A 20,388-nucleotide genomic window follows, 5' to 3' on the forward strand; every position below is an offset into this window, starting at 1 on the left:
CTGTCTGATGTTTTTAAAAAGGTCATCCGGGTAGTGCTGACGGGAGCTTGCTGGCTGCAAAGGCGGCTGCATGGATACTAAAAATAGTTAGCCGTAATAATACCCATAAACACAGGGCAGTTGGCAAGGTGAAAAGGTGATAGGAGCTGAAATTTTTCTCATTGCTATGGCTGGCTGAAGGCTTGTTGCTCAAGGCTTTTGCTGGCAAAGATTCTGTGGATAATGGGTGACCTGAGATCAGTGAGGAGAAATCACATGCAAGATTTACAGCAGGCAAATCTGCAACCGGAGCAGATGCTGACACAATTACCTGAATTTATGGGTAAAATTGAGAGGCTTGCTGAACTACTGGGGTTGGATCTTTCAGCCTGTCAGGCAGACCACATTGCCCTGCGCGTAAATAGTACTGCGTTAGCGACGGCATTGCATCAGGCATGGCTGGCATACGGTGAAGAGTGGTCAACCAATGTGATCAATGGTCGTCCTATTGTTGTGATTGGCTTTCATCAGCCTGTGCAAGCGGGCCAATGGCAGATTGAAGCACTGGAGCTGCCTTACCCGGGCGATAAAGCATACCCGGTTCAGGGGTGGGAGCATGTTGAATTTGTGGTGCCTTGTCAGGCGTCCACCACAGAGGAATTAAAAGTGGTTCTGGATGCGCGTTTTCCCGGATTGGACTGGGACAACTTGAAGCAAGCCGGTATTGATGTGAAAGCAAGTTCACCGGCAGGAGAGAAAGAGCGGCTGGCTAACCCGACCTTTGCGTTTAAGAAGGACGGGGTATGCATTAAGCTGCACCCGTGTTCGCTGAAAGCTGTGATTGAGAGTGAAGGCTGATCTGAGCCATAAAGCCAGGGCGGAGAAGCGATGAACACTTTTCCGCCACAGGTTTACAGCACCACGGTGCGATTGCCGTAAACAAACACCTTGTCTTCAACTACCAGGCTGAGTGCCTTGCTCAGAACAGATTTTTCGACATCACGTCCTGAACGGGCCATGTCTTCTGCACTGTAGTTATGATCAACCGGAATGACGTTCTGGGTAATGATAGGGCCTTCATCCAAATCATTGGTGACGAAGTGGGCCGTGGCACCAATGATTTTCACCCCGCGTTCATAGGCTTGCAAGTAAGGTTTCGCGCCAATAAATGCCGGAAGGAAACTGTGATGAATATTGATAATCCGGTGCGGAAACTGAGCGACAAAACCAGGCGTCAGAATACGCATGTATTTTGCCAGCACCACATAATCGGGTGAATACTGGTTTACACAGTCAAGTAATCTGGCTTCATGCTCTTCACGGCTTAAACCTTCATGGCAGACATGGTGGAAGGGGATATCAAACTTTTCAACCAGGCCAGCCAGTTTGTCGTAGTTACCAACGACAGCTGCAATGTCAATATCCAGTGTGCCGTCATAGGCTTTTACCAGGATATCGCCCAGGCAGTGTGCTTCTTTGGTCACCATAATCACGACTTTCTTGCGAGCAGAGCTCACCAGACGGCGGTGGCTGCCTTCAGGCAGGGCGCGATCCAGATCGAACAGAAAGGTTTCATCGTTAAACACCCCTTCCAGCTCAGTACGCATAAAGAACTGCCGATGGCGGTGATCGACAAACTCTTTGTTGTGGATAATGTTGAGCTGGTGTTTGTAGCAGATGTTGGTGATCTTAGAAATCAATCCCATGGCATCCGGGCAATCGGTGAGCAGGGTTTTCTTTTCCATGGTGTCCTTATGTTGCGTGCATATATGTATTAGTTGTGTCATTAATTTTTTACATGGCTTTGATTTCGACGTCAAAATATTTTGTGATCTGACTCAATAATTTTTCCTGGTAACTGCCGCTGGCTGTTACGGGGTAATCTTGGCATAATCCCGAAAGATACTGGATAAATAACCAATAGATTGGCCTTCATGATTGCAAAATTCTTTCAACCCGGCGGTGCATTGGAAAAGGCGATACCTGGCTTTCAGGCACGTCAGCCACAGATTGATATGGCAGAAGCGGTCGGGCGGGCAATTAAACACCAGCAGCAACTGGTGGTAGAAGCGGGTACAGGCACAGGCAAAACCTTTGCGTATCTGGTGCCGGCGTTGATCAAGGGCCATAAAACCATTATCAGCACAGGCTCGAAAAACCTGCAGGAACAGCTTTTCTACCGGGATTTACCTTTGATGACCCAGGCGCTGGGCTATACAGGGAAAGTGGCGTTACTGAAAGGGCGCTCAAATTATCTCTGTCTCGACAGGCTCAGCCGTCAGATCACCGAAAGCCATGGTGGCTTTGTCGATCAGGGCATGCTGAGCCAGCTGGTGACGATCCGCAGCTGGTCTTCAGCTACCAAAACCGGTGATATCAGCGAATGTGATTCCATTGCCGAAGACAGCCCGGTGATTCCGACTATTACTTCAACCAACGACAATTGTCTGGGGCGAGAGTGCCCGTCTTTTGAAGACTGCTTTGTCGTGAAAGCCAGGCGAAAAGCCATGGATGCGGATGTTGTAGTGGTTAACCACCATTTGTTCATGGCGGATCTGGCCATTAAAGAAACAGGCTTTGGCGAGCTGATCCCGGAAGCGGATGTGTTTATTTTCGATGAAGCCCATCAGATCCCCGATATTGCCAGCCAGTATTTCGGCCAAAGTCTGTCGAGCAGACAACTGCAGGAACTGGCGAAAGACATTACTATCGGTTATCGCACTGAAGCACGAGATATGCGTCAGCTGGAAAAAACCGCAGACCGGCTGAGTCAGGCCGCTGCTGATATGCGATTGGTGATGGGCGAACCCGGCTATCGCGGCAACTGGCGTGAGGCGGTGAACAGCCCGGCCATTCAACGGGAGCTGACGAGGCTGAATGATGCACTGGATCTGGCACATGACGTGCTCAAACTGGCACTTGGCCGCAGTGAGTTGCTGGACGCCGCATTTGAACGAACCACCTTGCTTAAAGCCAGACTGACACGCTTGTGTGATACCTCGATCACCGGCTATTCCTACTGGTATGAATGCACCCCCCGCCATTTTACTTTGCATATTACGCCGCTGTCGGTCGCAGAGAAGTTTCATGAGCAGATAGAAAAGCAAAAAGGCGCCTGGATCTTTACCTCTGCGACACTGGCTGTTGATGAAGATTTCAGCCATTTCAGTCATCGTTTAGGGCTGCAGCCTGCGGAGCAGATGTCGCTGACCAGCCCGTTTGATTATCAGCAGCAAGCGTTGCTGTGTGTTCCCCGTTTTTTACCAGAACCCAACAGTCACGGACTGGCGGCCAAACTGGTGGCTCTGATGGCACCTGTGATTGAGGCCAACCAGGGGCGGTGTTTTTTCCTTTGTACCTCGCACCAGATGGTACGGGATCTTGCGGAAGGCTTTCGCGCCTGCCTGGATTTGCCTGTGCTGGTTCAGGGAGAAACCAGTAAGCAAAAACTGCTTTCAGAATATCTGGAATTGGGAAATGCGCTGCTTATTGCAACAGGTGCGTTCTGGGAAGGTATTGATGTTAGAGGGCAGGCGCTGAGCTGTGTTATTATCGACAAACTTCCCTTTACCGCGCCGGATGACCCATTATTGAAGGCGCGGATAGAAGATTGTCGTCTGCGCGGCGGGGACCCCTTCGCGCAAGTTCAGATACCGGATGCGGTGATCACCCTCAAGCAGGGGGTAGGCCGGTTAATCCGAGACCAGCAGGATAAAGGCGTGCTGGTTATCTGCGATAATCGTTTGGTCACGCGCCCTTATGGCGCTGTATTTTTAAGAAGTCTGCCGCCGATCCCCCGTACGCGGGATGTTGACGGTGTCGGACAATTTCTGTCTGGACTGCACGCCGAGCAGCAAGCAGCCGACAGCCAGCATTCAGAGGCTTGAATGAGCAGTAAGATTTTAGCGGTTGATACCGCGACTGAAAATTGTTCTGTTGCGCTTTTAGTGGGCAGTGAAGTGATTGCGCGTTGCGAATTTGCGCCGCGTGAACATACTACCAAAATTTTGCCTATGGTTGATGAAGTCCTCGCCGAAGCGGATTTGCGTTTAACCCAGTTAGATGCGCTGGCGTTCGGTCGTGGCCCGGGGAGTTTCACCGGTGTGCGGATTGGCATAGGTATCGCTCAGGGACTGGCATTTGGTGCCGATTTGCCTATGGTTGGTGTGTCGACACTGGCAGCAATGTCTCAGGGAAGCTACCGTTTACATCAGGCTTGCCATACCCTGGCTGCTATCGATGCGCGGATGGGCGAAATTTACTGGGGGCAATATCAGCGTCAGCAAGATGGTGACTGGCATGTGCTCGGTGAAGAAGCCGTATTGCGTCCAGAACGGGTAGAGCAGCGATTGATCTCTGTACCGGATACCCGTTGGTTTACTGTAGGTACTGGCTGGCAAACCTATCAGGAACAATTACAGGCTTTGGCTGTCGAAAAGCAGGCCAGCACAGTGCTTTACCCTGAAGCCCAGGATATGGCATGGCTGGCTCAATTTGCTCTGCAGCGTGGTGAAGCCGTAGACGCTGAACATGCCAGCCCTGTCTATCTGCGTGATGAAGTAACGTGGAAAAAATTGCCCGGCCGTGAATAATGCGTATTCACAGCTAACAAGACACACAGGTCAATATGGTCAACATACCCCGTATACCGACAGCAACGCAGGCGCCGCAACGGCCGAAGCGAACCGATAAACAGCGAAAGGCTGAGCAGACAGCTGCGCCTGTTTCTCAGCCGACTGTGGTTGCTAAAGCGGTGGCGGAAACGATCAAGGATCCGGCTTTTATTGAAGAGGTTCAGGCCAGAGTGCAGTACGACAGTCCGCAGGGGAAAAATAAGCAGGCATTGTCGGCTTATCTCGATGTGCTGCATCAGGCTAAAAGGGAAGAATACTCTCATTTGTTAGGCGTGGATTTCTACGTTTGAGCTTCGATGCCGGCAGAGCATCAGACGCGAATTTCTTTTTTAACAAGGATCCTGTGGTGAAAAAATCTATATTGGCATTTGCCTTGATGGTATTGAGCGGTTGCAGCCAACTGCCAGACAGTCTGCAAACATCGACCGAAACACCAGTAACCGACTTAACCCAAGTGATTGAAGACCCTCAGGGTGTACAGGGTAAAGAGGTGCGCCTGGGAGGCGTGATTGCCTCAGTGGTCAATGAAGCGTCACGTACGCGGCTGGAAATAGCCAGCTTGCCTATAGATGAATCAGGCAAGCCTGAATTGAAAGCGTCGCCTCAGGGGCGATTTATTGCTTATGTTGATGGTTTTGCTGACCCTATCGAATACGCTCAGGGTAAACTGGTGACCGTTGCCGGTCAGCTGCGTGGCAGCGAAGTGGGTAAGATTGGTGATTTCGATTACACCTATCCTGTGGTGTTTGCTAAAGGCCAGCAGATCTGGCAAATCAAAGAGCAGATCCGTGTTGATGATGTGAGTGCCTACTACCGCTGCCTTGGTATCCGCTGTCAGTATATCCACTATGGTTTACGGCCAGATAATCTGGATGTCCAGTACCGCGTTACTCCTTAGTTACGACGACCTGCCTGATTGAACAGCGAAACTGACTATGATGTACGAAAGCCGATTACCGCTTGCTGACACTGAGCTGGCGGTAATCACGTCTTTTTCTCCTTGCCGGGAAAGTATACAGCGAGGCAAGCTCATTCCGATAAGCGATGCCGAAAGGCGTCGTCCTACGCTCTTGTTTCTGCACGGCTGGCACGATAACGCTGCCAGCTTTGCTGTGCTGTTTGAGCCACTGGCCGTGAGGTTCAATCTGGTTGCTGTCGACTGGCCCGGGCATGGTCTGTCTGCACATCGCCAGACAGATAATTATTATTATTTCATGGACTATGTCGACGATCTGGCTCAGATCATACAGTCTCTGTCATCTCAAAACCTTATGTTGGTTGGCCATTCTTTGGGGGCGCTGGTTGCGGCAGCCTATGCTGGGGCCTTTCCCGAATCGGTCACTGGACTGGTGCTGATCGAAGGGCTTGCGCCACTCCATGAAAGCGCTGAACGGGTGCCTGAAAGGCTGCGTCAGGGCATTGAAAGCCGGATGCGGCGCAGGCAGCGTCAGTCTGCAGAATTTAAACTGGATTCGTTTCAGGCCGCATTATCTGTTCGTTGTCGGGTAAACAGACTGACACCCGATCAGCTCAGGCCGCTGGTTCAGCGAGCGACCTATACCGACGGCAAACACTGGTACTGGCGTCATGACGATAAGTTGCGCTGCGACTCGTTGTTCAGGATGACAAAGGAACAGGTTAAGGCGCTGATGCGGCAAATTGAGTGTCCGGTATTGTCAGTGATCGGTGATAAAGGCTTTTCCTATCTGAAAGAACCGGATGCTGGCTTGTCATGGCTGAGACAGGCCGGGCAAATAGTGGTACCCGGTGGTCATCACTGTCATCTTGATAGCCCTCAGCTTGTTTGTGAGCAGATTTTGCTGCTCAGTTCAAAAATCAATAAGCTGGTCTAATCAGTTGTGTTAATTCAATGTTAATTGTGCTGTAATGCTTGTATAGAACAAGTGTTTGAATGTCCCGCTACAGCCATTTTTGGCGCTTTAAGCCCTAATAAATATAAGGAGAGTGCATGGTGGATAAGGTTTGGCTTAACCGCTATCCGGATGATGTACCGGCTGAAATCAACCCTGATACTTACTCGTCATTGGTTGAACTGTTTGAACAGTCCGTCCAGAAATATTCCGATCAAACGGCCTATATCAATATGGGTCAGGTGATGACTTTCAGAAAGCTGGAAGAACGCAGTCGTGCATTTGCGGCTTATCTGCAAAATGACCTGAAGCTCGAAAAGGGTGATCGGGTGGCTGTCATGATGCCAAACCTGCTTCAGTATCCTATCGCGCTGTTCGGTATTCTCCGTGCGGGTTGTGTGGTGGTTAATGTTAACCCACTATACACACCTCGTGAACTGGAGCATCAACTGAATGACTCTGGTGCAAAAGCCATTGTGATTGTGTCGAACTTCGCTCATACGCTGGAGAAAATTGTCGAAAAAACCAGTGTTGAGCATGTCATTTTAACCAGTCTTGGGGATCAACTTTCCCGGCCCAAAGGCACTCTGGTTAATTTTGTGGTGAAGCACATTAAAAAGATGGTCCCTAAATACCACCTGCCGCATGCCACCTCGCTGAATCATGCGCTGAAGCGCGGGCGCAGAATGCAATACGTGAAGCCTTTCATTTCAGGAGAGGACATCGCTTTTCTGCAATACACCGGAGGGACTACCGGCGTAGCGAAAGGCGCAGTGCTGACGCACAGAAATATGATTGCCAATGTGCTGCAGGCTAAAGCAGCCTACGGACCCATTTTGCATGATGGTCGTGAGCAGGTGGTTACAGCGCTTCCGCTATATCACGTTTTTGCCCTTACTGTGAACTGTCTGCTGTTCATTGAAATGGGCGGCCAGAACCTGCTGATTACCAATCCCAGGGATATTCCAGCTTTCGTCAAAGAGCTGAAGCGTTATCCGTTCACTGCGCTGACCGGTGTAAACACACTGTTCAATGCGCTGCTCAATAATGAAGATTTTCTTGAACTGGACTTCAGCCGTCTGCATCTGTCTGTAGGTGGTGGTATGGCTGTACAGCGTGCCGTTGCGGAGAAATGGTTAGCAACCACAAAGAACTATTTGCTGGAAGGGTATGGCCTGACTGAGTGTTCGCCGTTGGTGGCCGCTTATCCGCATAACCTGACTGAGTACAATGGTTCGATTGGCCTGCCTGTGTCTTCGACAGATATTCGTATTGTGGATGAAGAGGGTAACGTTCTGGCCATGGATCAAACCGGCGAACTGCAGGTCAATGGCCCGCAGGTGATGAAAGGCTACTGGCAGCGCCCTGAAGCAACGCGTGAGGTGCTGACAGAAGATGGCTGGTTATCGACAGGCGATGTTGTGCGCTTTGACGAAGACGGCTTCTTACATATCGTTGACCGTAAGAAAGATATGATCCTGGTCTCTGGCTTCAATGTGTATCCCAATGAAGTTGAAGATGTTGTCGCTTTGCACAGTAAAGTGCTGGAAGTGGCGGCAATCGGTCAGCCGGATGAAGCTTCGGGCGAGGTGGTGAAGATTTGTGTTGTGAAACGCGATTCCAGCTTGACCCGCGAAGAGTTGTTGTCGCATTGCCGTCAATACTTGACCGGTTATAAAGTGCCTAAAGTGGTGGAGTTTAGAGATGAATTACCGAAAACCAATGTCGGTAAAATTCTGCGCCGTGCACTGCGTGAAGAGTCAGAGAAGGTAGCGCAAAAAGAGACAGCGCAAGCATAATCCTGAATTTTAGGATAAACTTGTTCCAGGTTCAGTGCCGGCTTACATAGCCGGCACTTTGTTTTATGCCAGCAGCCAGTATTCATCTGAGAATGGCGTTAGAACACAGAGAAAACAGGCTGGTATCTGCTTGTTATGTTGAAAAAGGTGAGTTTTGAAATTTGAGATTATAACCACGAATGACAGACTGGCTGAGGTTTGCCAGCAGGCAAGTCAACAACAGGCGGTAATGTTGGATACCGAATTTGTTCGTACCCGGACCCTGTTTGCTCAGTTGGGGCTGATCCAGCTTTATGACGGCGAACTTCTGTCTTTGATTGATCCTCTCAAGCTGACTGATATGTCGCCGTTATGGGCGTTAATGCAAAATCCTGATGTTGTGAAAGTGCTGCATGCCTGTGGTGAAGATCTGGAGGTGTTTCAGTCTGTTGCTGGCTGCATGCCCGCGCCTATGCTGGATACTCAGATCATGGCGGCCTTTATCGGCCACGGCTTGTCGACGGGATTTGGTGCCTTAGTGCAGGAATATCTGGGCGTTGAGTTGGAAAAAGGGGAAGCCAGAACGAATTGGCTTGCTCGTCCTCTGAGTGACAAGCAACTCGATTATGCCGCCGCAGATGTTTTTTATCTGTTGCCTTTGTATCAGCAGCTTTTGGCAAAAGTGGAAGCGAAAGGGTGGATGGATGCCCTGCGTCAGGAATGCGAAACCATGCTGGTAAAGCGCAGCCGTGTTCCCGACCCGGAGCAAGTTTACACAGACATAAAGAATGCCTGGCAGCTATCCCCTAAACAATTGGCTATCTTACAGAAGCTGGCTTCCTGGCGTCTTCGGGAAGCGAGAAAGCGCGATCTGGCACTTAACTTTGTGCTCAAAGAGCTGCATCTTTGGAAAATTGCTCGCTATGAGATCACCTCAAAAGCGGTTATGGCTCAGGAAGGTTTTGATGAGCGTGAGATTCAAAGACATGGTAACCGTTTGATTTCCATTGTGAAAGACGTTGAAAAAATGAGCCAGTTGGATTATCCGCAGCCATTGTTTCGTTTGATGGAAATGCCCGGCTATAAACAAATGGTTAAACGCATCAAAGATGAAGTAAATGCCGTGGCCAAAGAAACAGGGCTGGCGACGGAGTTTCTTGCCTCGAAGAAGCAAATTAATCAGTTGCTGAGTTGGGCATGGAAGAAGGGCTGCCCTGAAGATCAGTTGCCTGAAATGTTGTCTGGCTGGCGAAGAGCGCTTTTTGCTCATCGGGTGTTGCCTTTGGTTCAGGCTTAAAGCTTGTACGGTAACAAACCAAGTTAACACCTGAAAAAAATCCCCGGCGAACCGGGGATTTTTTTATTTTTCATCGGGCAGGGTGACATTGAGTTCCAGTACCGACAGGTCTTCTTCTTTCTGATCGAGGTGTACCGTGACATGCTCAGGTGAGACATCAACGTAACGGCGGATAACCTCAAGAATATCCTGTTTGAGCTGGGGCAGATAACTCGGATTACCCATACTCGCGGAGCGACGTTCAGCAACAATGATCTGCAGCCTTTCTTTCGCCACACTCGCGGTCGACTGTTTTTTGGGGCGGAAGAACTCTAGCAAAGCCATAGTGTGGTTAGCCTCCAAATATGCGTTTCAGGAAGCCTTTTTTCTCTTCCTCTAAGAATCGGAACGGGCGATCTTCACCCAGTAAGCGTGCAACTGTGTCCTGGTATGCCTGACCTGCATCTGAATCGGCGTCCAGGATAACGGGTTCACCTTTGTTAGATGCATTCAGAACAGATTGGCTCTCAGGTATGACGCCTAGCAGTGGAATGTGCAGAATTTCTTCAACATCCGCGACGCTGAGCATATCGCCATGAACCACACGCGAAGGATTATAACGAGTCAGCAATAAATGTTGCTTGACCGGTGATTCACTGTTTTCGGCTCGACGGGATTTAGAGTCGAGAATACCAAGGATACGGTCTGAATCACGCACAGAGGCCACTTCAGGGTTGGTAGTGACTATCGCCTCATCTGCAAAGTATAAGGCCATCAGCGCGCCTGTCTCTATGCCTGCCGGTGAGTCACAGATGATAAAGTCGAAACCCAGTGCATCTAATTCAGACAAGACTTTTTCGACACCTTCTTTACTTAGGGCATCTTTGTCACGGGTTTGTGAAGCCGGTAAGACGAACAGGTTGTCTACACGTTTGTCTTTAATCAGCGCCTGATTAAGTTTTGCCTCGCCATTGATAACATTGACGAAATCATAAACAACGCGGCGTTCACAGCCCATAATCAGGTCCAGATTCCGCAGGCCGATATCAAAATCAATGACGGCCGTTTTTTTACCTTTTAAGGCCAGGCCGGACGCAATGGCCGCACTGGAGGTCGTTTTACCTACCCCACCTTTACCTGAGGTCACCACGATAATTCGTGCCATCTGTATTATTCCTTTTCAAAGTTATACAGCCAGATGCTCTATATTTAAATTGTTGTCAGTCAGAGAGATAGCGACACTTTTTCCCCAAAAAGCGTCTTGAATTTTGTCACTTAGCCAATAATTACCAGCAATAGATATCAACTCTGACTGTAAATTATGGCAGAAAATCTGAGCATGAGTTTGGCCGCTGGCGCCGGCAATAGCCCGGCCACGCAAACACCCATAAATATGGATACATCCATCAGCAATAATTTCAGCACCTGCGCTGACATGATTCAATACGACGAGATCGCAATTTTTTGCATAAATCTGTTGCCCCGATCTAACCGGGGTGCGAATCACTTTTGCTGGCTCCATCACCGGGCTGGTGGCCCGGGCCTGCTTGGCGGCATTCATGATGGCAAAACCGGCTGATTTCGCCTGTGCTTGCAGGTGAGAGGGCTTGCAGCCACTGATCCCGACGGGGATCATACCCGCATCCTGAATGCCTTGTCGAAGTTGTTCGAAATCAAGTGCTCTGCCAGCCTGGCTGACATCAATCACCAGAGGCGCATGGGCAAAGAATGCCGGAGCCTGCTCCACTTTGTCCTTCAGGAAACTGATTGCCTGTTCTAAGCCGCCGTCAGCCAAGTGTAAGGATGAGAGCGTGTAACTGCCCCCTTTTAATTCTGCCGTTTTTGTCATGGCTTATTCATCTTACGCGGACAATTTCGCGCTCAGGTACGTTATCACATAGGTTATAGCATGTTATATTCCCAGGCAGGTCTCAGCAAGTTCTCCTTGTCAGAGTTCGGTATAAAGTTTAAATGATAGCCACAATGGTGAACGCAGAACGCAGAGGAACCCTGATCCTGATTCGGGGTGGAATGTTTTCTGCTTTTTGTGGTCAGATAATGGTGATTGGTAACCTGCAGGTCAGCTCATGTTTTGTGCAATTTATAAAAGCTCTAAAAAAGAAAACACCTATTTATATATCAATACCAAAGATGATTTTTCAGATGTACCTGAAGCCTTATTGAGCACTTTTGGTACACCTCAGTTTGTTATGGTGCTAAAACTGAGTAATGAGAGGAAGTTAGCGTTGGCGGATATCAATAAGGTACGGGAGTTGCTCTCTACCCAGGGTTATTACCTGCAAATTCCGCCTCCTGTGACTAACCTTCTAGACGAATACAAAGCAAATAAGTCAGAAAATAATACATGACGATGAAAGGGTGGATATGCGTAAGCAATGGGTAGCTGTCTTTGTGTCCTTAGGACTAGGCCTTGCATCACCGATAGTATCGGCTGATGAAAGTTTTGATAATTATGTCTCCGGGCTAAAACAAGAAGCACGTGAGAAGGGGATAGATGATTCGATTCTTGAGTCCGCCTTCGCTGATGTCACATTCATTGAACGTGCAGTTAAAGCTGATAAAAATCAGCCAGAAAAGAAGTTAACACTGGATGAATATTTACCTAAAGCTGTTCCCCAGTGGAAAATTGAACAGGCGAATAAGTATTATCAGCAGCATAAAACGGCACTGGAGCGAATCGGGCGTCAGTATGGTGTTCAGCCCAGGTTCATCGTGGCATTGTGGGGCGTGGAAAGTAATTTTGGTCGCTTAACCGGCTCGTATAATGTCATTGAAGCGTTGACGACGCTTGCTTATGAAGGTCGCCGTGAAGCCTTCTTCCGTGAGCAGGTCATGGCGGCTTTAACTATTTTACAGCAAGGCCATATTACTGCAGCGGATATGAAAGGCTCCTGGGCCGGTGCCATGGGGCAGCCTCAGTTTATGCCGACCTCATACCTGACCTTTGCTGTTGACGGAAATGGCGACGATAAAGCTGATATCTGGAAAACGGAAGATGATGTTTTTGCTTCTGCGGCCAACTACCTGAGTAAATCAGGTTGGGATGACAAATACACATGGGGACGCCAGGTACGTATTCCAGATAGGTTGAGCGATACCCTGAAAGGTGTGGAATCCCAAAAGATGAAAACGTTGTCTGAGTGGGATCAACTGGGTGTGCGCCGTTTGAATGGCACTGCGCTACCTAAGGTAGATATCAATGCATGGCTGGTGCAACCAGACGATAATCATGGCAGAGCTTACTTAGTGTACGGTAATTACCAAACATTACTGAAATGGAACCGGTCGCATTATTTTGCGTTAGCTGTCAGTACACTGGCAGACAGTATTCGGTAGCTGCGGATTTAGCTGAACAAAAAACGATATGCGTTATTAATTGCGAATAATAAAAAACCCGGCAGCAATGCCGGGTTTTTTGATCTGGTCTTGATCAACCTTGTTTGATCAAAGCTTGAAGTCGTCCAGAGATTTACCTTCATCCAGTGCTTTTTTAAGAGCGCTTGGCGTGCGGCCTTGGCCTGTCCAGGTTTTCTCTTCACCGTTTTCATCGATGAACTTGTATTTAGGCGGGCGAGCTGCACGCTTGGTTTTTGCTTTACCAATGTTTGCCATCAGTTCTTCAGGATCAATACCATCAGCCAGTAGCATATCTCGGTATTGCTTCAGTTTTTCTTCGCGCTCTTTTTCTTTCGCGATTTCTTCCGCTTCTGATTCTTCACGTTCATCAACCACGGTCTGAAGTTTTTCCAGGGCTTCTTTCAGTTGCTCCAGTGAATATTCACGAGCAAGTGCACGAAGACTACGAAGGTTTAATAGCGCTTTCATTGCATCAGACATTTCAAATTTCCTGTTGGCGTTATACTAATTATTAGTGAATCACTTTATATCTGCAATAGTAATACTTTTTAAACCCAACTGCCAAATAAAATTGTTAGTTTGCATTATTAATCAGGCGGTTTTTTATACTTGAACTTTATCTTTGAACAATGAAAGGCGGCACCATTCGTTTTTTTGCTTGTTAATAAAATGGGGGAGTACGAATATTTTAACTTGCTGTAATGCTAATAATTTCATATTCATTTACAGTGCGTTTTGGGCGCAAATGTAAGTAAATACAGAAGATTAGTGCAGTAGTATTAACTCAAAGTAGCAGATATTGGCTTTCTGTAGTTGCAAATCAGATAACAAAAAGTAGAATACGCGATTCCTTGACTAAGGGTAGAGGTGCATTATCTATCAGTAACTGGCGGGAGGTGACCCCGAGGAACGTCAGTGAAAGGAGCTAATGCCGAAGTAAGGCTGGTCTGTCAAATCACCTTGCTGGGGTTGTCACTGAAAGGGACAACACTGCCATAGTAACTTACAATTAACTATGGAGCGCTACTGTGGGGTCGGGAGGGGCATCAGTCTCTTTCCTATATCGCTTCCCATCACGGTTGACATCGGTACCGTGTTTAACAGTAGATCTCCAACCACGATCGGTTGTAGTAGAGATCATGAACCTAGTAGATTTTTCCCAATCCTCCATTTCCATTTTACCGCCACTCGTGGCGTTAAGCCTTGCTATTCTTACTCGACGAGTGCTTCTCTCGCTGGGTATTGGCATTTTGATCGGTGCGTTATTGCTGACTGATTTCAGTATGTTCAATACTGTCTCTTATTTGAGAAACAAAATTGAAGGGCTGTTTATAGATGGTGACAGCATCAATACCTGGAATATGAGTATTGTTGCTTTCTTGCTTTTATTAGGCATGACCACAGCATTACTGACGCTCTCTGGCGGTACGCGTGCTTTTGCACAATGGGCGCAAACTAAGATTAAAAGTAAACGCGGTGCAAAACTTTTAGCGGCTTTTCTTGGCGTGTTTATTTTTGTTGATGATTATTTCAACAGCTTGGCGGTTGGTTCGATTTCCCGGCCAGTCACCGACCGCTTTTATGTTTCCCGCTCAAAACTGGCTTATATTCTGGACTCCACTGCCGCACCTATGTGTGTACTGATGCCTGCATCCAGTTGGGGGGCATATATCATTACAGTGGTGGGGGGTATTTTGGTTTCACATGGTGTGACTGAATATTCTGCGTTAAGCGCCTTCATGCAATTGGCACCTATGAATTTTTACGCTGTGTTCGCGCTGCTGATGGTATTTGTTGTTGCCTGGTTCCAATTAGATGTTGGTTTGATGAAGAAGCATGAAGTTCAGGCCAGTCATGCTCGCGGGTTTGACAATGAAGAAGTTCATGCCGAAGCCAAAGATTTGAATGACGAACTTGAAATAGAAGAAAGTGAAAATGGAAAAGTGGGCGATCTCATTATTCCTATTCTGGTACTGGTGGCAGCCACATTATTCTTCATGATCTACACCGGTAATCAGAGTTTGCAGGCTGACGGTAAACCGTTTTCTATTCTTGGCGCATTTGAGTCTACCGATGTTGGGGCCTCTTTGTGTTACGGCGGTCTGCTGGGGTTATTATCGGCACTGGTTGCCGTTGGACGCCAGGCTATTCCGGTAAAGCACATTGCGCATGCTTTATGGATTGGTGCGAAATCCATGTTCGGTGCCATTCTTATTCTGTTTTTTGCCTGGACAATCGGTAGCATAATCAGCGATATGGCAACAGGTAAATTCCTGTCGACTTTGGTTCAGGGCAATATTAACCCTGTCTGGTTGCCTGTGATTCTGTTTCTGCTGGCCGGTATTATGGCTTTCTCGACCGGTACGTCCTGGGGCACCTTTGGTATTATGTTGCCGATAGCCGGCGATCTGGCTGCGGCAACTGACATCAGCCTGATTCTGCCTATGCTCAGTGCGGTACTGGCTGGTTCTGTTTTTGGTGATCACTGTTCACCTATTTCAGACACCACCATATTGTCTTCAACGGGGGCACGCTGTAATCACATTGACCATGTGTCGACACAGTTGCCTTACGCATTGTCCGTTGCACTCGTTTCTGCGGTAGGCTTTACCGTGTTAGGGATGACAGAATCTCTGGCGGTGTCTTTTGTGGCTGCGACAGTCGCTTTCTTACTGGTTTGTGTATCCCTTGCCTGGATTGCCAAACGCCCGCTGAAAGGCGCGTAAGAGCAGCTTAGCCATCGTAGAAAGATGGCACTGAACCGGCTTAGTCTGCACTGAGCCGGTTTTTTTATCTCTGTGTACAGTCATTCATCGTAAAGTGGTCTCACCGCATGAAGCCGGGAGCCAGACTTCCAATTCGCATTCTTCTTCGGTAGCATCTTGCGATATTCAGAGTGATGCGGAAAGCCTGATGGCGCAAATGTATTTTTATTACTCGGCGATGAATGCCGGGAAGTCGACGACGCTGTTGCAGTCGTCTTTTAACTATCGTGAACGCGGCATGTCGCCGGTAATTTTTACCGCAGCCATTGATAACCGGTTTGGTCAGGGTAAGGTCAGTTCCAGAATTGGTCTGTCTGAAGAGGCTGAACTGTATAGCCCGGAAGATAACCTGTGGGATAAGCTGTCTCAGATGAACAGCTTGTCACGAGTGGATTGCGTGTTAATGGATGAATGCCAGTTCCTGACGAAAGATCAGGTTCACCAGTTGACTGAAGTGGTCGATAAACTGGATATTCCTGTGCTTTGCTATGGCTTGCGTACCGATTTTCGTGGTGAGCTGTTTGAAGGTAGTCAGTACCTGCTGGCCTGGGCCGATAAACTGGTCGAACTGAAAACCGTTTGTCATTGCGGCCGAAAAGCGAACATGGTGATTCGCCATGATGCGTCAGGTAAAGCCATTGCGGATGGCGATCAGGTTGAAATCGGTGGTAATGACAGATACGTATCAGTTTGCCGGAAGCATTATAAAGAAGCGATGGGTCAAGCTCGTCAGGCGGCGAAAAGCGCCTGATAAAGCCAGCGTAATAATGGAAATGAAATAAAAAAGGAAGCTGCTGAAGCTTCCTTTTTTAATGGGGTTTGTCGCAGGCTTTAGCCTTTATGCCTTTCCTGCAGTTTGGCAATCACATCAGACAGGCTCAGACCCTGATCCTGAAGTAACACTATCAGGTGATACATCAGGTCGGCTGATTCGGAAATTACCTCCTCTTTGTCACCCGCCGTTGCCGCAAGCGCGACTTCAACGCCTTCTTCGCCCACCTTCTGCGAAATCCGCTTGGTGCCACGAGCGTAAAGGCTGGCGGTGTAAGAGGACTCAGGATCGGCGCCTTTGCGGGCTGCCAGCACTTGCTCCAGTCGGTGAAGAAACACCAGATCGGGGGCGGTGGCAGTGTCTCCGCTGTCTGTGCTGCCCTTGTCGAAACAGGTGGTTGTACCGAGATGGCAGGTGGGGCCAACAGGCTCGGCGCTGACCAGGAGGGTATCCTGATCACAGTCGAGCTGAATTTGTTTGAGTTGCAGCACATTGCCGGATGTCTCGCCTTTAGTCCAAAGACGTTGTTTGCTGCGTGACCAGAAAGTCACCTGCCGGGTATTCAGCGTTTTGCTGAGTGCTTCATCATTCATGTAGCCCAGCATCAGTACCTGGCCGCTGCGGCTGTCCTGCACTACGGCGGGGACCAGACCGTCGACCTTGTCCCAATTAATTTCACTGCTCAGGCTCATAGTCGGATCTCCACCTGTTGTTGTTTGAGGTATTGCTTGAGTTCGCCAATATTAATGATTTGCTTGTGGAAAACAGAGGCGGCGAGGGCGCCGTCAACTTTGGCGATAGTAAAGGCATCGGCAAAATGCGCCATTTCACCGGCGCCGCCGGAGGCAATAAGCGGCACTTTGCAAATGTCACGAACCAGATTCAGCTGAGTCAGATCATAGCCCTGACGAACACCATCCTGGTTCATCATGTTCAATACGATTTCACCTGCCCCGCGGCGCTGCACTTCCTCAATCCAGTCAGCGGTTTGCCACTGGGTGACCTGGGTGCGGCTTTCATCACCGGTGAACTGGTAAACCTGATACTGACCGGTTTTGGCATCAAAGTAAGAATCGATACCCACCACAATACACTGCACACCGAATTTATCTGCCAGCTCAGTGATCAGCGCAGGGTTGGCTAACGCCGGCGAATTGATAGAAATTTTATCCGCGCCAAATTGCAGTATTTGCTGGGCATCGTCGGCTGATTTAATACCGCCCGCGACACAGAACGGAATATCGATGACTTCAGCGACACGTTCGACCCAGCTTTTGTCAACGACACGGCCATCGCTGGACGCTGTGATATCGTAGAAAACTAACTCATCGGCCCCTTCTTCCGCGTAGCGTTTTGCCAGCGGAACGATGTCACCGATGATTTCGTGATTTCGGAACTGGACACCCTTAACGACCTGGCCGTCACGGACATCCAGGCAGGGAATAATGCGTTTTGCTAACATGTCAGGCTCCTTGTCACTCGTTCCAGCAGGCAAATGCCTGCTCTGCGGTAAATTTACCGTCCAGCAGGGCACGGCCGACAATCACGCCGGCAACGCCTGAGCCTTTCAGTGCAGCAATGTCATCCAGTGATCCGATACCGCCGGATGACTGGAACTGAACGTCTGGGTATTGCGCACATAAGTCGCGGTACAAATCGACATTAGAGCCAGCCAGCGTGCCGTCGCGGGAGATATCCGTACACAGAACATGTTTAAGGCCCACGGTGCGGAAGTCTTCAATCAGGGCTTCAATGGTGACGCCTGAATCTTCCTGCCAGCCGGAGACGGCCACTTTGCGCTGGCCGTTGTCATCGATGTTGACGTCCAGCGCCAGTACGATGCGCTCCGGGCCGTATTTTTCCATCCAAGCCTTAACAACTTCCGGTTGTTTAACCGCGGTTGAACCAATCACAACACGCTGCGCGCCGGCATTCAGTAAGTCGGCAACATCTTGCTCGCTGCGAACGCCGCCTCCAATCTGGATATTGGCAGGCGTGCTGGCCAGCAGGGCACGGATTAAATCGAGCTGGCGAGCAGAGGTGTCTTTCGCGCCGGTCAGATCAACCAGGTGCAGCCAGTCAGCCCCTGCCTGATGATACAGCGCAAACTGTTCTGCGGGGTTTACTTTATACTCGGTTACCTGACCGTAATCGCCCTGAAACAGGCGGACGACCTGGCCATCTATTAAATCGAGTGCGGGAATAATCATAACCAGTCCTTGTCGTCCTACATATCGAGAAAGTTTTGAATCAGTTGTGCACCGGTTTTACCGGAACGTTCAGGGTGAAACTGCACACCGTAGTAATTACCGCTTTGCACTGCGGCAGTAAATGGCTGGCCGTATTCACAGCTGGCTATCGTTCTGCCTTGCTCGGTGTTAAACGCCGGCATGGCGTAGCTGTGGACGAAATAGAAATAACTGCCAGCAGGGATGCCGTTAAATAATGGGTGGCCCTCTTCCGGAGTAATGGTATTCCATCCCATGTGCGGTAAGGGCAGCTCACCGGTGCGCATTTTCTGCACCGGTGCCGGACAAAGCTTCAGACAGGGTACGTGTTCTGTACCATTCAGGCCTTGTTCTTCTGAGTAGTCACCCAGCAGCTGCATGCCCAGACAGATACCCAGCAAGGGTTTGTCGACCTGGCTGACCAGTGTGATTAGGTCGCGCTCGGCCAGGTTTTTCATAGCCTCGCTGGCGGTACCTACACCGGGCAGGAAGAGTTTATCTGCCGCCAGTACAATCTCAGGATCCCGGCTGACGGTCACCTGATAACCCAAACGCTCAATGGCAAATCGCACGGATGACACGTTGGCGCACCCTGTATCAATGATGACAACTTTCTGAGTTGAATCAGTCATTACAGCACCCCTTTACTGCTCGGCAGCTCGTTGCCTTCCACTTTAATGGCCTGGCGCAAGGTACGGCCAAAGGCTTTAAACAGGCTTTCAACGATGTGGTGATCGTTGTTGCCATCGGAAGAAAGGTGCAGCGTGCAGGCCAGTGTATCGGTCAGGGAGCGGAAGAAGTGCGGGACCATTTCCGTTGACAGATCACCGACGTTTTCACGGCTGAACTTGGCATCGAATTTCAGATAGGGGCGGCCGGATAAGTCCAGCGCACACTGAGCCAGGCATTCGTCCATTGGCAGGCTGAAGCCAAAGCGGCCGATGCCGCGTTTGTCGCCCAGCGCTTCTTTCAGCGCCTGGCCCAGTGCCAGTGCGGTGTCTTCCACACTGTGGTGGTCATCAATGTGCAGGTCACCATCCACTGTCAGGATGAGCTGGAAGCCGCCGTGAGTCGCAATCTGATCCAGCATGTGATCGAAAAAGCCCAGACCGGTCTGAATCACGTTGCCGCCGGACTGATCCAGATTGACCTTCACTCTGATGTCGGTTTCTTTGGTCTTGCGGACCACTTCGGCAATGCGGGGACGGGTGGTGAGATCGGCCACTATCTGCTGCCAGTTCAGGCTTTCACGCTGGTACTGGATACCCCGGATAGCCATGTTGCCGGCCAGTTGCAGATCGGTTTGGCGATCGCCGATAACCGCAGAGGTGGCAAAATCGACACGGCCTTGTTGCAGGTAGTCTTTGACCAGGCCGAGCTTGGGCTTGCGGCAACTGCAGTTGTCGTGTTCAAAATGCGGGCAGATCAGCACATCATCGAAGCGAACTCCCTGAGACTCGAAAATGGCCATCATCATATTGTGCGGAGCATCAAAGTCAGCCTGCGGGTAACTGTCTGTGCCCAGTCCGTCCTGATTGGTCACCATGACCAGTTTATAGCCTGCATCCTGCAGTTTTAGCAGGGCAGGGATGACGAAGGGCTCCAGCTCAAGTTTGTCCAGCCGATCGACCTGGAAGTCTACCGGCGGTTCGGCAATTAAAGTGCCGTCGCGATCAATAAAGAGAATTTTTTCCTTGCTCACAATAG

The 20,388-nt window shown here is 49.5% G+C and carries 22 protein-coding genes and 1 riboswitch; of the genes, 12 read left to right on the plus strand and 10 right to left on the minus strand.

Annotation, left to right across the window (positions count from 1 at the left end):
• Window positions 1-255 precede the first annotated feature (255 nt).
• The gene (locus tag Q4491_RS01115; protein WP_303453526.1) at window positions 256-837 is read left to right on the plus strand and encodes a VOC family protein; all 582 of its coding nucleotides are present in this window, start codon (window positions 256-258) and stop codon (window positions 835-837) included.
• A gap of 53 nt (window positions 838-890) precedes the next feature.
• Here Q4491_RS01115 and purU read toward each other — a convergent pair whose 3' ends face one another.
• Window positions 891-1,724 carry a formyltetrahydrofolate deformylase gene (gene purU, locus Q4491_RS01120; protein ID WP_303453529.1) on the minus strand — a complete coding sequence of 278 codons (834 nt, stop codon included), beginning with the start codon at window positions 1,722-1,724 and terminating at the stop codon, window positions 891-893.
• A 189-nt stretch (window positions 1,725-1,913) separates the two neighbouring features.
• Here purU and Q4491_RS01125 point away from each other — a divergent pair, with 189 nt between their 5' ends.
• The 7 genes from Q4491_RS01125 (at window position 1,914) to rnd (ending at window position 9,559) form a co-directional block, all read left to right on the plus strand.
• The gene (locus Q4491_RS01125) at window positions 1,914-3,866 is read left to right on the plus strand and encodes an ATP-dependent DNA helicase (protein WP_303453532.1); all 1,953 of its coding nucleotides are present in this window, start codon (window positions 1,914-1,916) and stop codon (window positions 3,864-3,866) included.
• Window positions 3,867-4,571 (plus strand): tRNA (adenosine(37)-N6)-threonylcarbamoyltransferase complex dimerization subunit type 1 TsaB, encoded by a 705-nt coding sequence (gene tsaB / locus Q4491_RS01130; protein ID WP_303453535.1) that lies wholly within the window; start codon window positions 3,867-3,869, stop codon window positions 4,569-4,571. It begins immediately after the preceding gene.
• Window positions 4,572-4,606: 35 nt separating this feature from the next.
• Window positions 4,607-4,903, plus strand: coding sequence for a chromosome partitioning protein ParA (locus tag Q4491_RS01135; RefSeq protein ID WP_218382999.1), 297 nt, complete (start codon window positions 4,607-4,609; stop codon window positions 4,901-4,903).
• 56 nt (window positions 4,904-4,959) lie between these two features.
• The gene (locus tag Q4491_RS01140; RefSeq protein WP_303453540.1) at window positions 4,960-5,511 is read left to right on the plus strand and encodes a Slp family lipoprotein; all 552 of its coding nucleotides are present in this window, start codon (window positions 4,960-4,962) and stop codon (window positions 5,509-5,511) included.
• Between the two features lie 37 nt (window positions 5,512-5,548).
• Window positions 5,549-6,466, plus strand: a complete 918-nt coding sequence (locus Q4491_RS01145) for an alpha/beta fold hydrolase (RefSeq protein WP_225445099.1) — start codon at window positions 5,549-5,551, stop codon at window positions 6,464-6,466.
• A 119-nt stretch (window positions 6,467-6,585) separates the two neighbouring features.
• Window positions 6,586-8,283: a long-chain-fatty-acid--CoA ligase FadD gene (gene fadD / locus Q4491_RS01150; protein WP_192015369.1), complete on the plus strand. Its 1,698-nt coding sequence runs from the start codon at window positions 6,586-6,588 to the stop codon at window positions 8,281-8,283.
• A gap of 154 nt (window positions 8,284-8,437) precedes the next feature.
• On the plus strand, window positions 8,438-9,559 hold the full coding sequence (gene rnd / locus Q4491_RS01155; protein ID WP_237794127.1) for a ribonuclease D: 1,122 nt from the start codon (window positions 8,438-8,440) through the stop codon (window positions 9,557-9,559).
• 63 nt (window positions 9,560-9,622) lie between these two features.
• Here the strand turns inward: rnd and minE are convergent, their stop codons facing one another.
• From minE to minC, 3 genes are read right to left on the minus strand one after another with little or no spacing between them, the layout of a single operon-like run.
• Window positions 9,623-9,883 carry a cell division topological specificity factor MinE gene (gene minE / locus Q4491_RS01160; RefSeq protein WP_027253478.1) on the minus strand — a complete coding sequence of 87 codons (261 nt, stop codon included), beginning with the start codon at window positions 9,881-9,883 and terminating at the stop codon, window positions 9,623-9,625.
• Between the two features lie 7 nt (window positions 9,884-9,890).
• Complete coding sequence (gene minD, locus Q4491_RS01165) at window positions 9,891-10,703, minus strand: septum site-determining protein MinD (protein WP_046222509.1); 813 nt, start codon at window positions 10,701-10,703, stop codon at window positions 9,891-9,893.
• Between the two features lie 21 nt (window positions 10,704-10,724).
• Window positions 10,725-11,387 carry a septum site-determining protein MinC gene (gene minC / locus Q4491_RS01170; protein ID WP_161446324.1) on the minus strand — a complete coding sequence of 221 codons (663 nt, stop codon included), beginning with the start codon at window positions 11,385-11,387 and terminating at the stop codon, window positions 10,725-10,727.
• A 238-nt stretch (window positions 11,388-11,625) separates the two neighbouring features.
• Here minC and Q4491_RS01175 point away from each other — a divergent pair, with 238 nt between their 5' ends.
• Window positions 11,626-11,907: a YcgL domain-containing protein gene (locus Q4491_RS01175; RefSeq protein ID WP_192015226.1), complete on the plus strand. Its 282-nt coding sequence runs from the start codon at window positions 11,626-11,628 to the stop codon at window positions 11,905-11,907.
• Window positions 11,908-11,923: 16 nt separating this feature from the next.
• The gene (locus Q4491_RS01180; RefSeq protein WP_192015227.1) at window positions 11,924-12,895 is read left to right on the plus strand and encodes a lytic transglycosylase domain-containing protein; all 972 of its coding nucleotides are present in this window, start codon (window positions 11,924-11,926) and stop codon (window positions 12,893-12,895) included.
• Window positions 12,896-13,003: 108 nt separating this feature from the next.
• Here the strand turns inward: Q4491_RS01180 and Q4491_RS01185 are convergent, their stop codons facing one another.
• Window positions 13,004-13,396 carry an H-NS family nucleoid-associated regulatory protein gene (locus Q4491_RS01185; protein ID WP_027253473.1) on the minus strand — a complete coding sequence of 131 codons (393 nt, stop codon included), beginning with the start codon at window positions 13,394-13,396 and terminating at the stop codon, window positions 13,004-13,006.
• A gap of 374 nt (window positions 13,397-13,770) precedes the next feature.
• Window positions 13,771-13,950: riboswitch (Lysine riboswitch) on the plus strand.
• A 105-nt stretch (window positions 13,951-14,055) separates the two neighbouring features.
• On the opposite strand from Q4491_RS01185, the gene Q4491_RS01190 reads away from it, so the two are divergent.
• On the plus strand, window positions 14,056-15,642 hold the full coding sequence (locus Q4491_RS01190; RefSeq protein WP_192015228.1) for a Na+/H+ antiporter NhaC family protein: 1,587 nt from the start codon (window positions 14,056-14,058) through the stop codon (window positions 15,640-15,642).
• A 187-nt stretch (window positions 15,643-15,829) separates the two neighbouring features.
• The gene (locus Q4491_RS01195) at window positions 15,830-16,432 is read left to right on the plus strand and encodes a thymidine kinase (RefSeq protein WP_192015229.1); all 603 of its coding nucleotides are present in this window, start codon (window positions 15,830-15,832) and stop codon (window positions 16,430-16,432) included.
• An 80-nt stretch (window positions 16,433-16,512) separates the two neighbouring features.
• Here the strand turns inward: Q4491_RS01195 and hisIE are convergent, their stop codons facing one another.
• Genes hisIE through hisB form a run of 5 tightly spaced genes read right to left on the minus strand, consistent with a single transcriptional unit; the run spans window position 16,513 to window position 20,386 of the window.
• A complete protein-coding gene (hisIE, locus tag Q4491_RS01200; protein ID WP_303453566.1) occupies window positions 16,513-17,145 on the minus strand; it encodes a bifunctional phosphoribosyl-AMP cyclohydrolase/phosphoribosyl-ATP diphosphatase HisIE in 633 nt (210 codons plus the stop codon).
• Window positions 17,142-17,915, minus strand: coding sequence for an imidazole glycerol phosphate synthase subunit HisF (gene hisF, locus Q4491_RS01205; RefSeq protein WP_303453569.1), 774 nt, complete (start codon window positions 17,913-17,915; stop codon window positions 17,142-17,144). The genes hisIE and hisF overlap by 4 nt, the downstream gene beginning before the upstream one ends.
• Window positions 17,916-17,928: 13 nt before the next feature.
• On the minus strand, window positions 17,929-18,663 hold the full coding sequence (gene hisA / locus Q4491_RS01210) for a 1-(5-phosphoribosyl)-5-[(5-phosphoribosylamino)methylideneamino]imidazole-4-carboxamide isomerase (protein WP_218383013.1): 735 nt from the start codon (window positions 18,661-18,663) through the stop codon (window positions 17,929-17,931).
• Window positions 18,664-18,680: 17 nt separating this feature from the next.
• The gene (hisH, locus tag Q4491_RS01215; RefSeq protein ID WP_303453575.1) at window positions 18,681-19,313 is read right to left on the minus strand and encodes an imidazole glycerol phosphate synthase subunit HisH; all 633 of its coding nucleotides are present in this window, start codon (window positions 19,311-19,313) and stop codon (window positions 18,681-18,683) included.
• Entirely contained in the window at window positions 19,313-20,386 is a 1,074-nt protein-coding gene (gene hisB, locus Q4491_RS01220) for a bifunctional histidinol-phosphatase/imidazoleglycerol-phosphate dehydratase HisB (RefSeq protein WP_192015370.1), read from the minus strand. The genes hisH and hisB overlap by 1 nt, the downstream gene beginning before the upstream one ends.
• Window positions 20,387-20,388 lie beyond the last annotated feature (2 nt).

The sequence above is a fragment of the Photobacterium sp. 2_MG-2023 genome (assembly GCF_030547675.1).
Taxonomy (GTDB): Bacteria; Pseudomonadota; Gammaproteobacteria; order Enterobacterales; family Vibrionaceae; genus Photobacterium; species Photobacterium arenosum.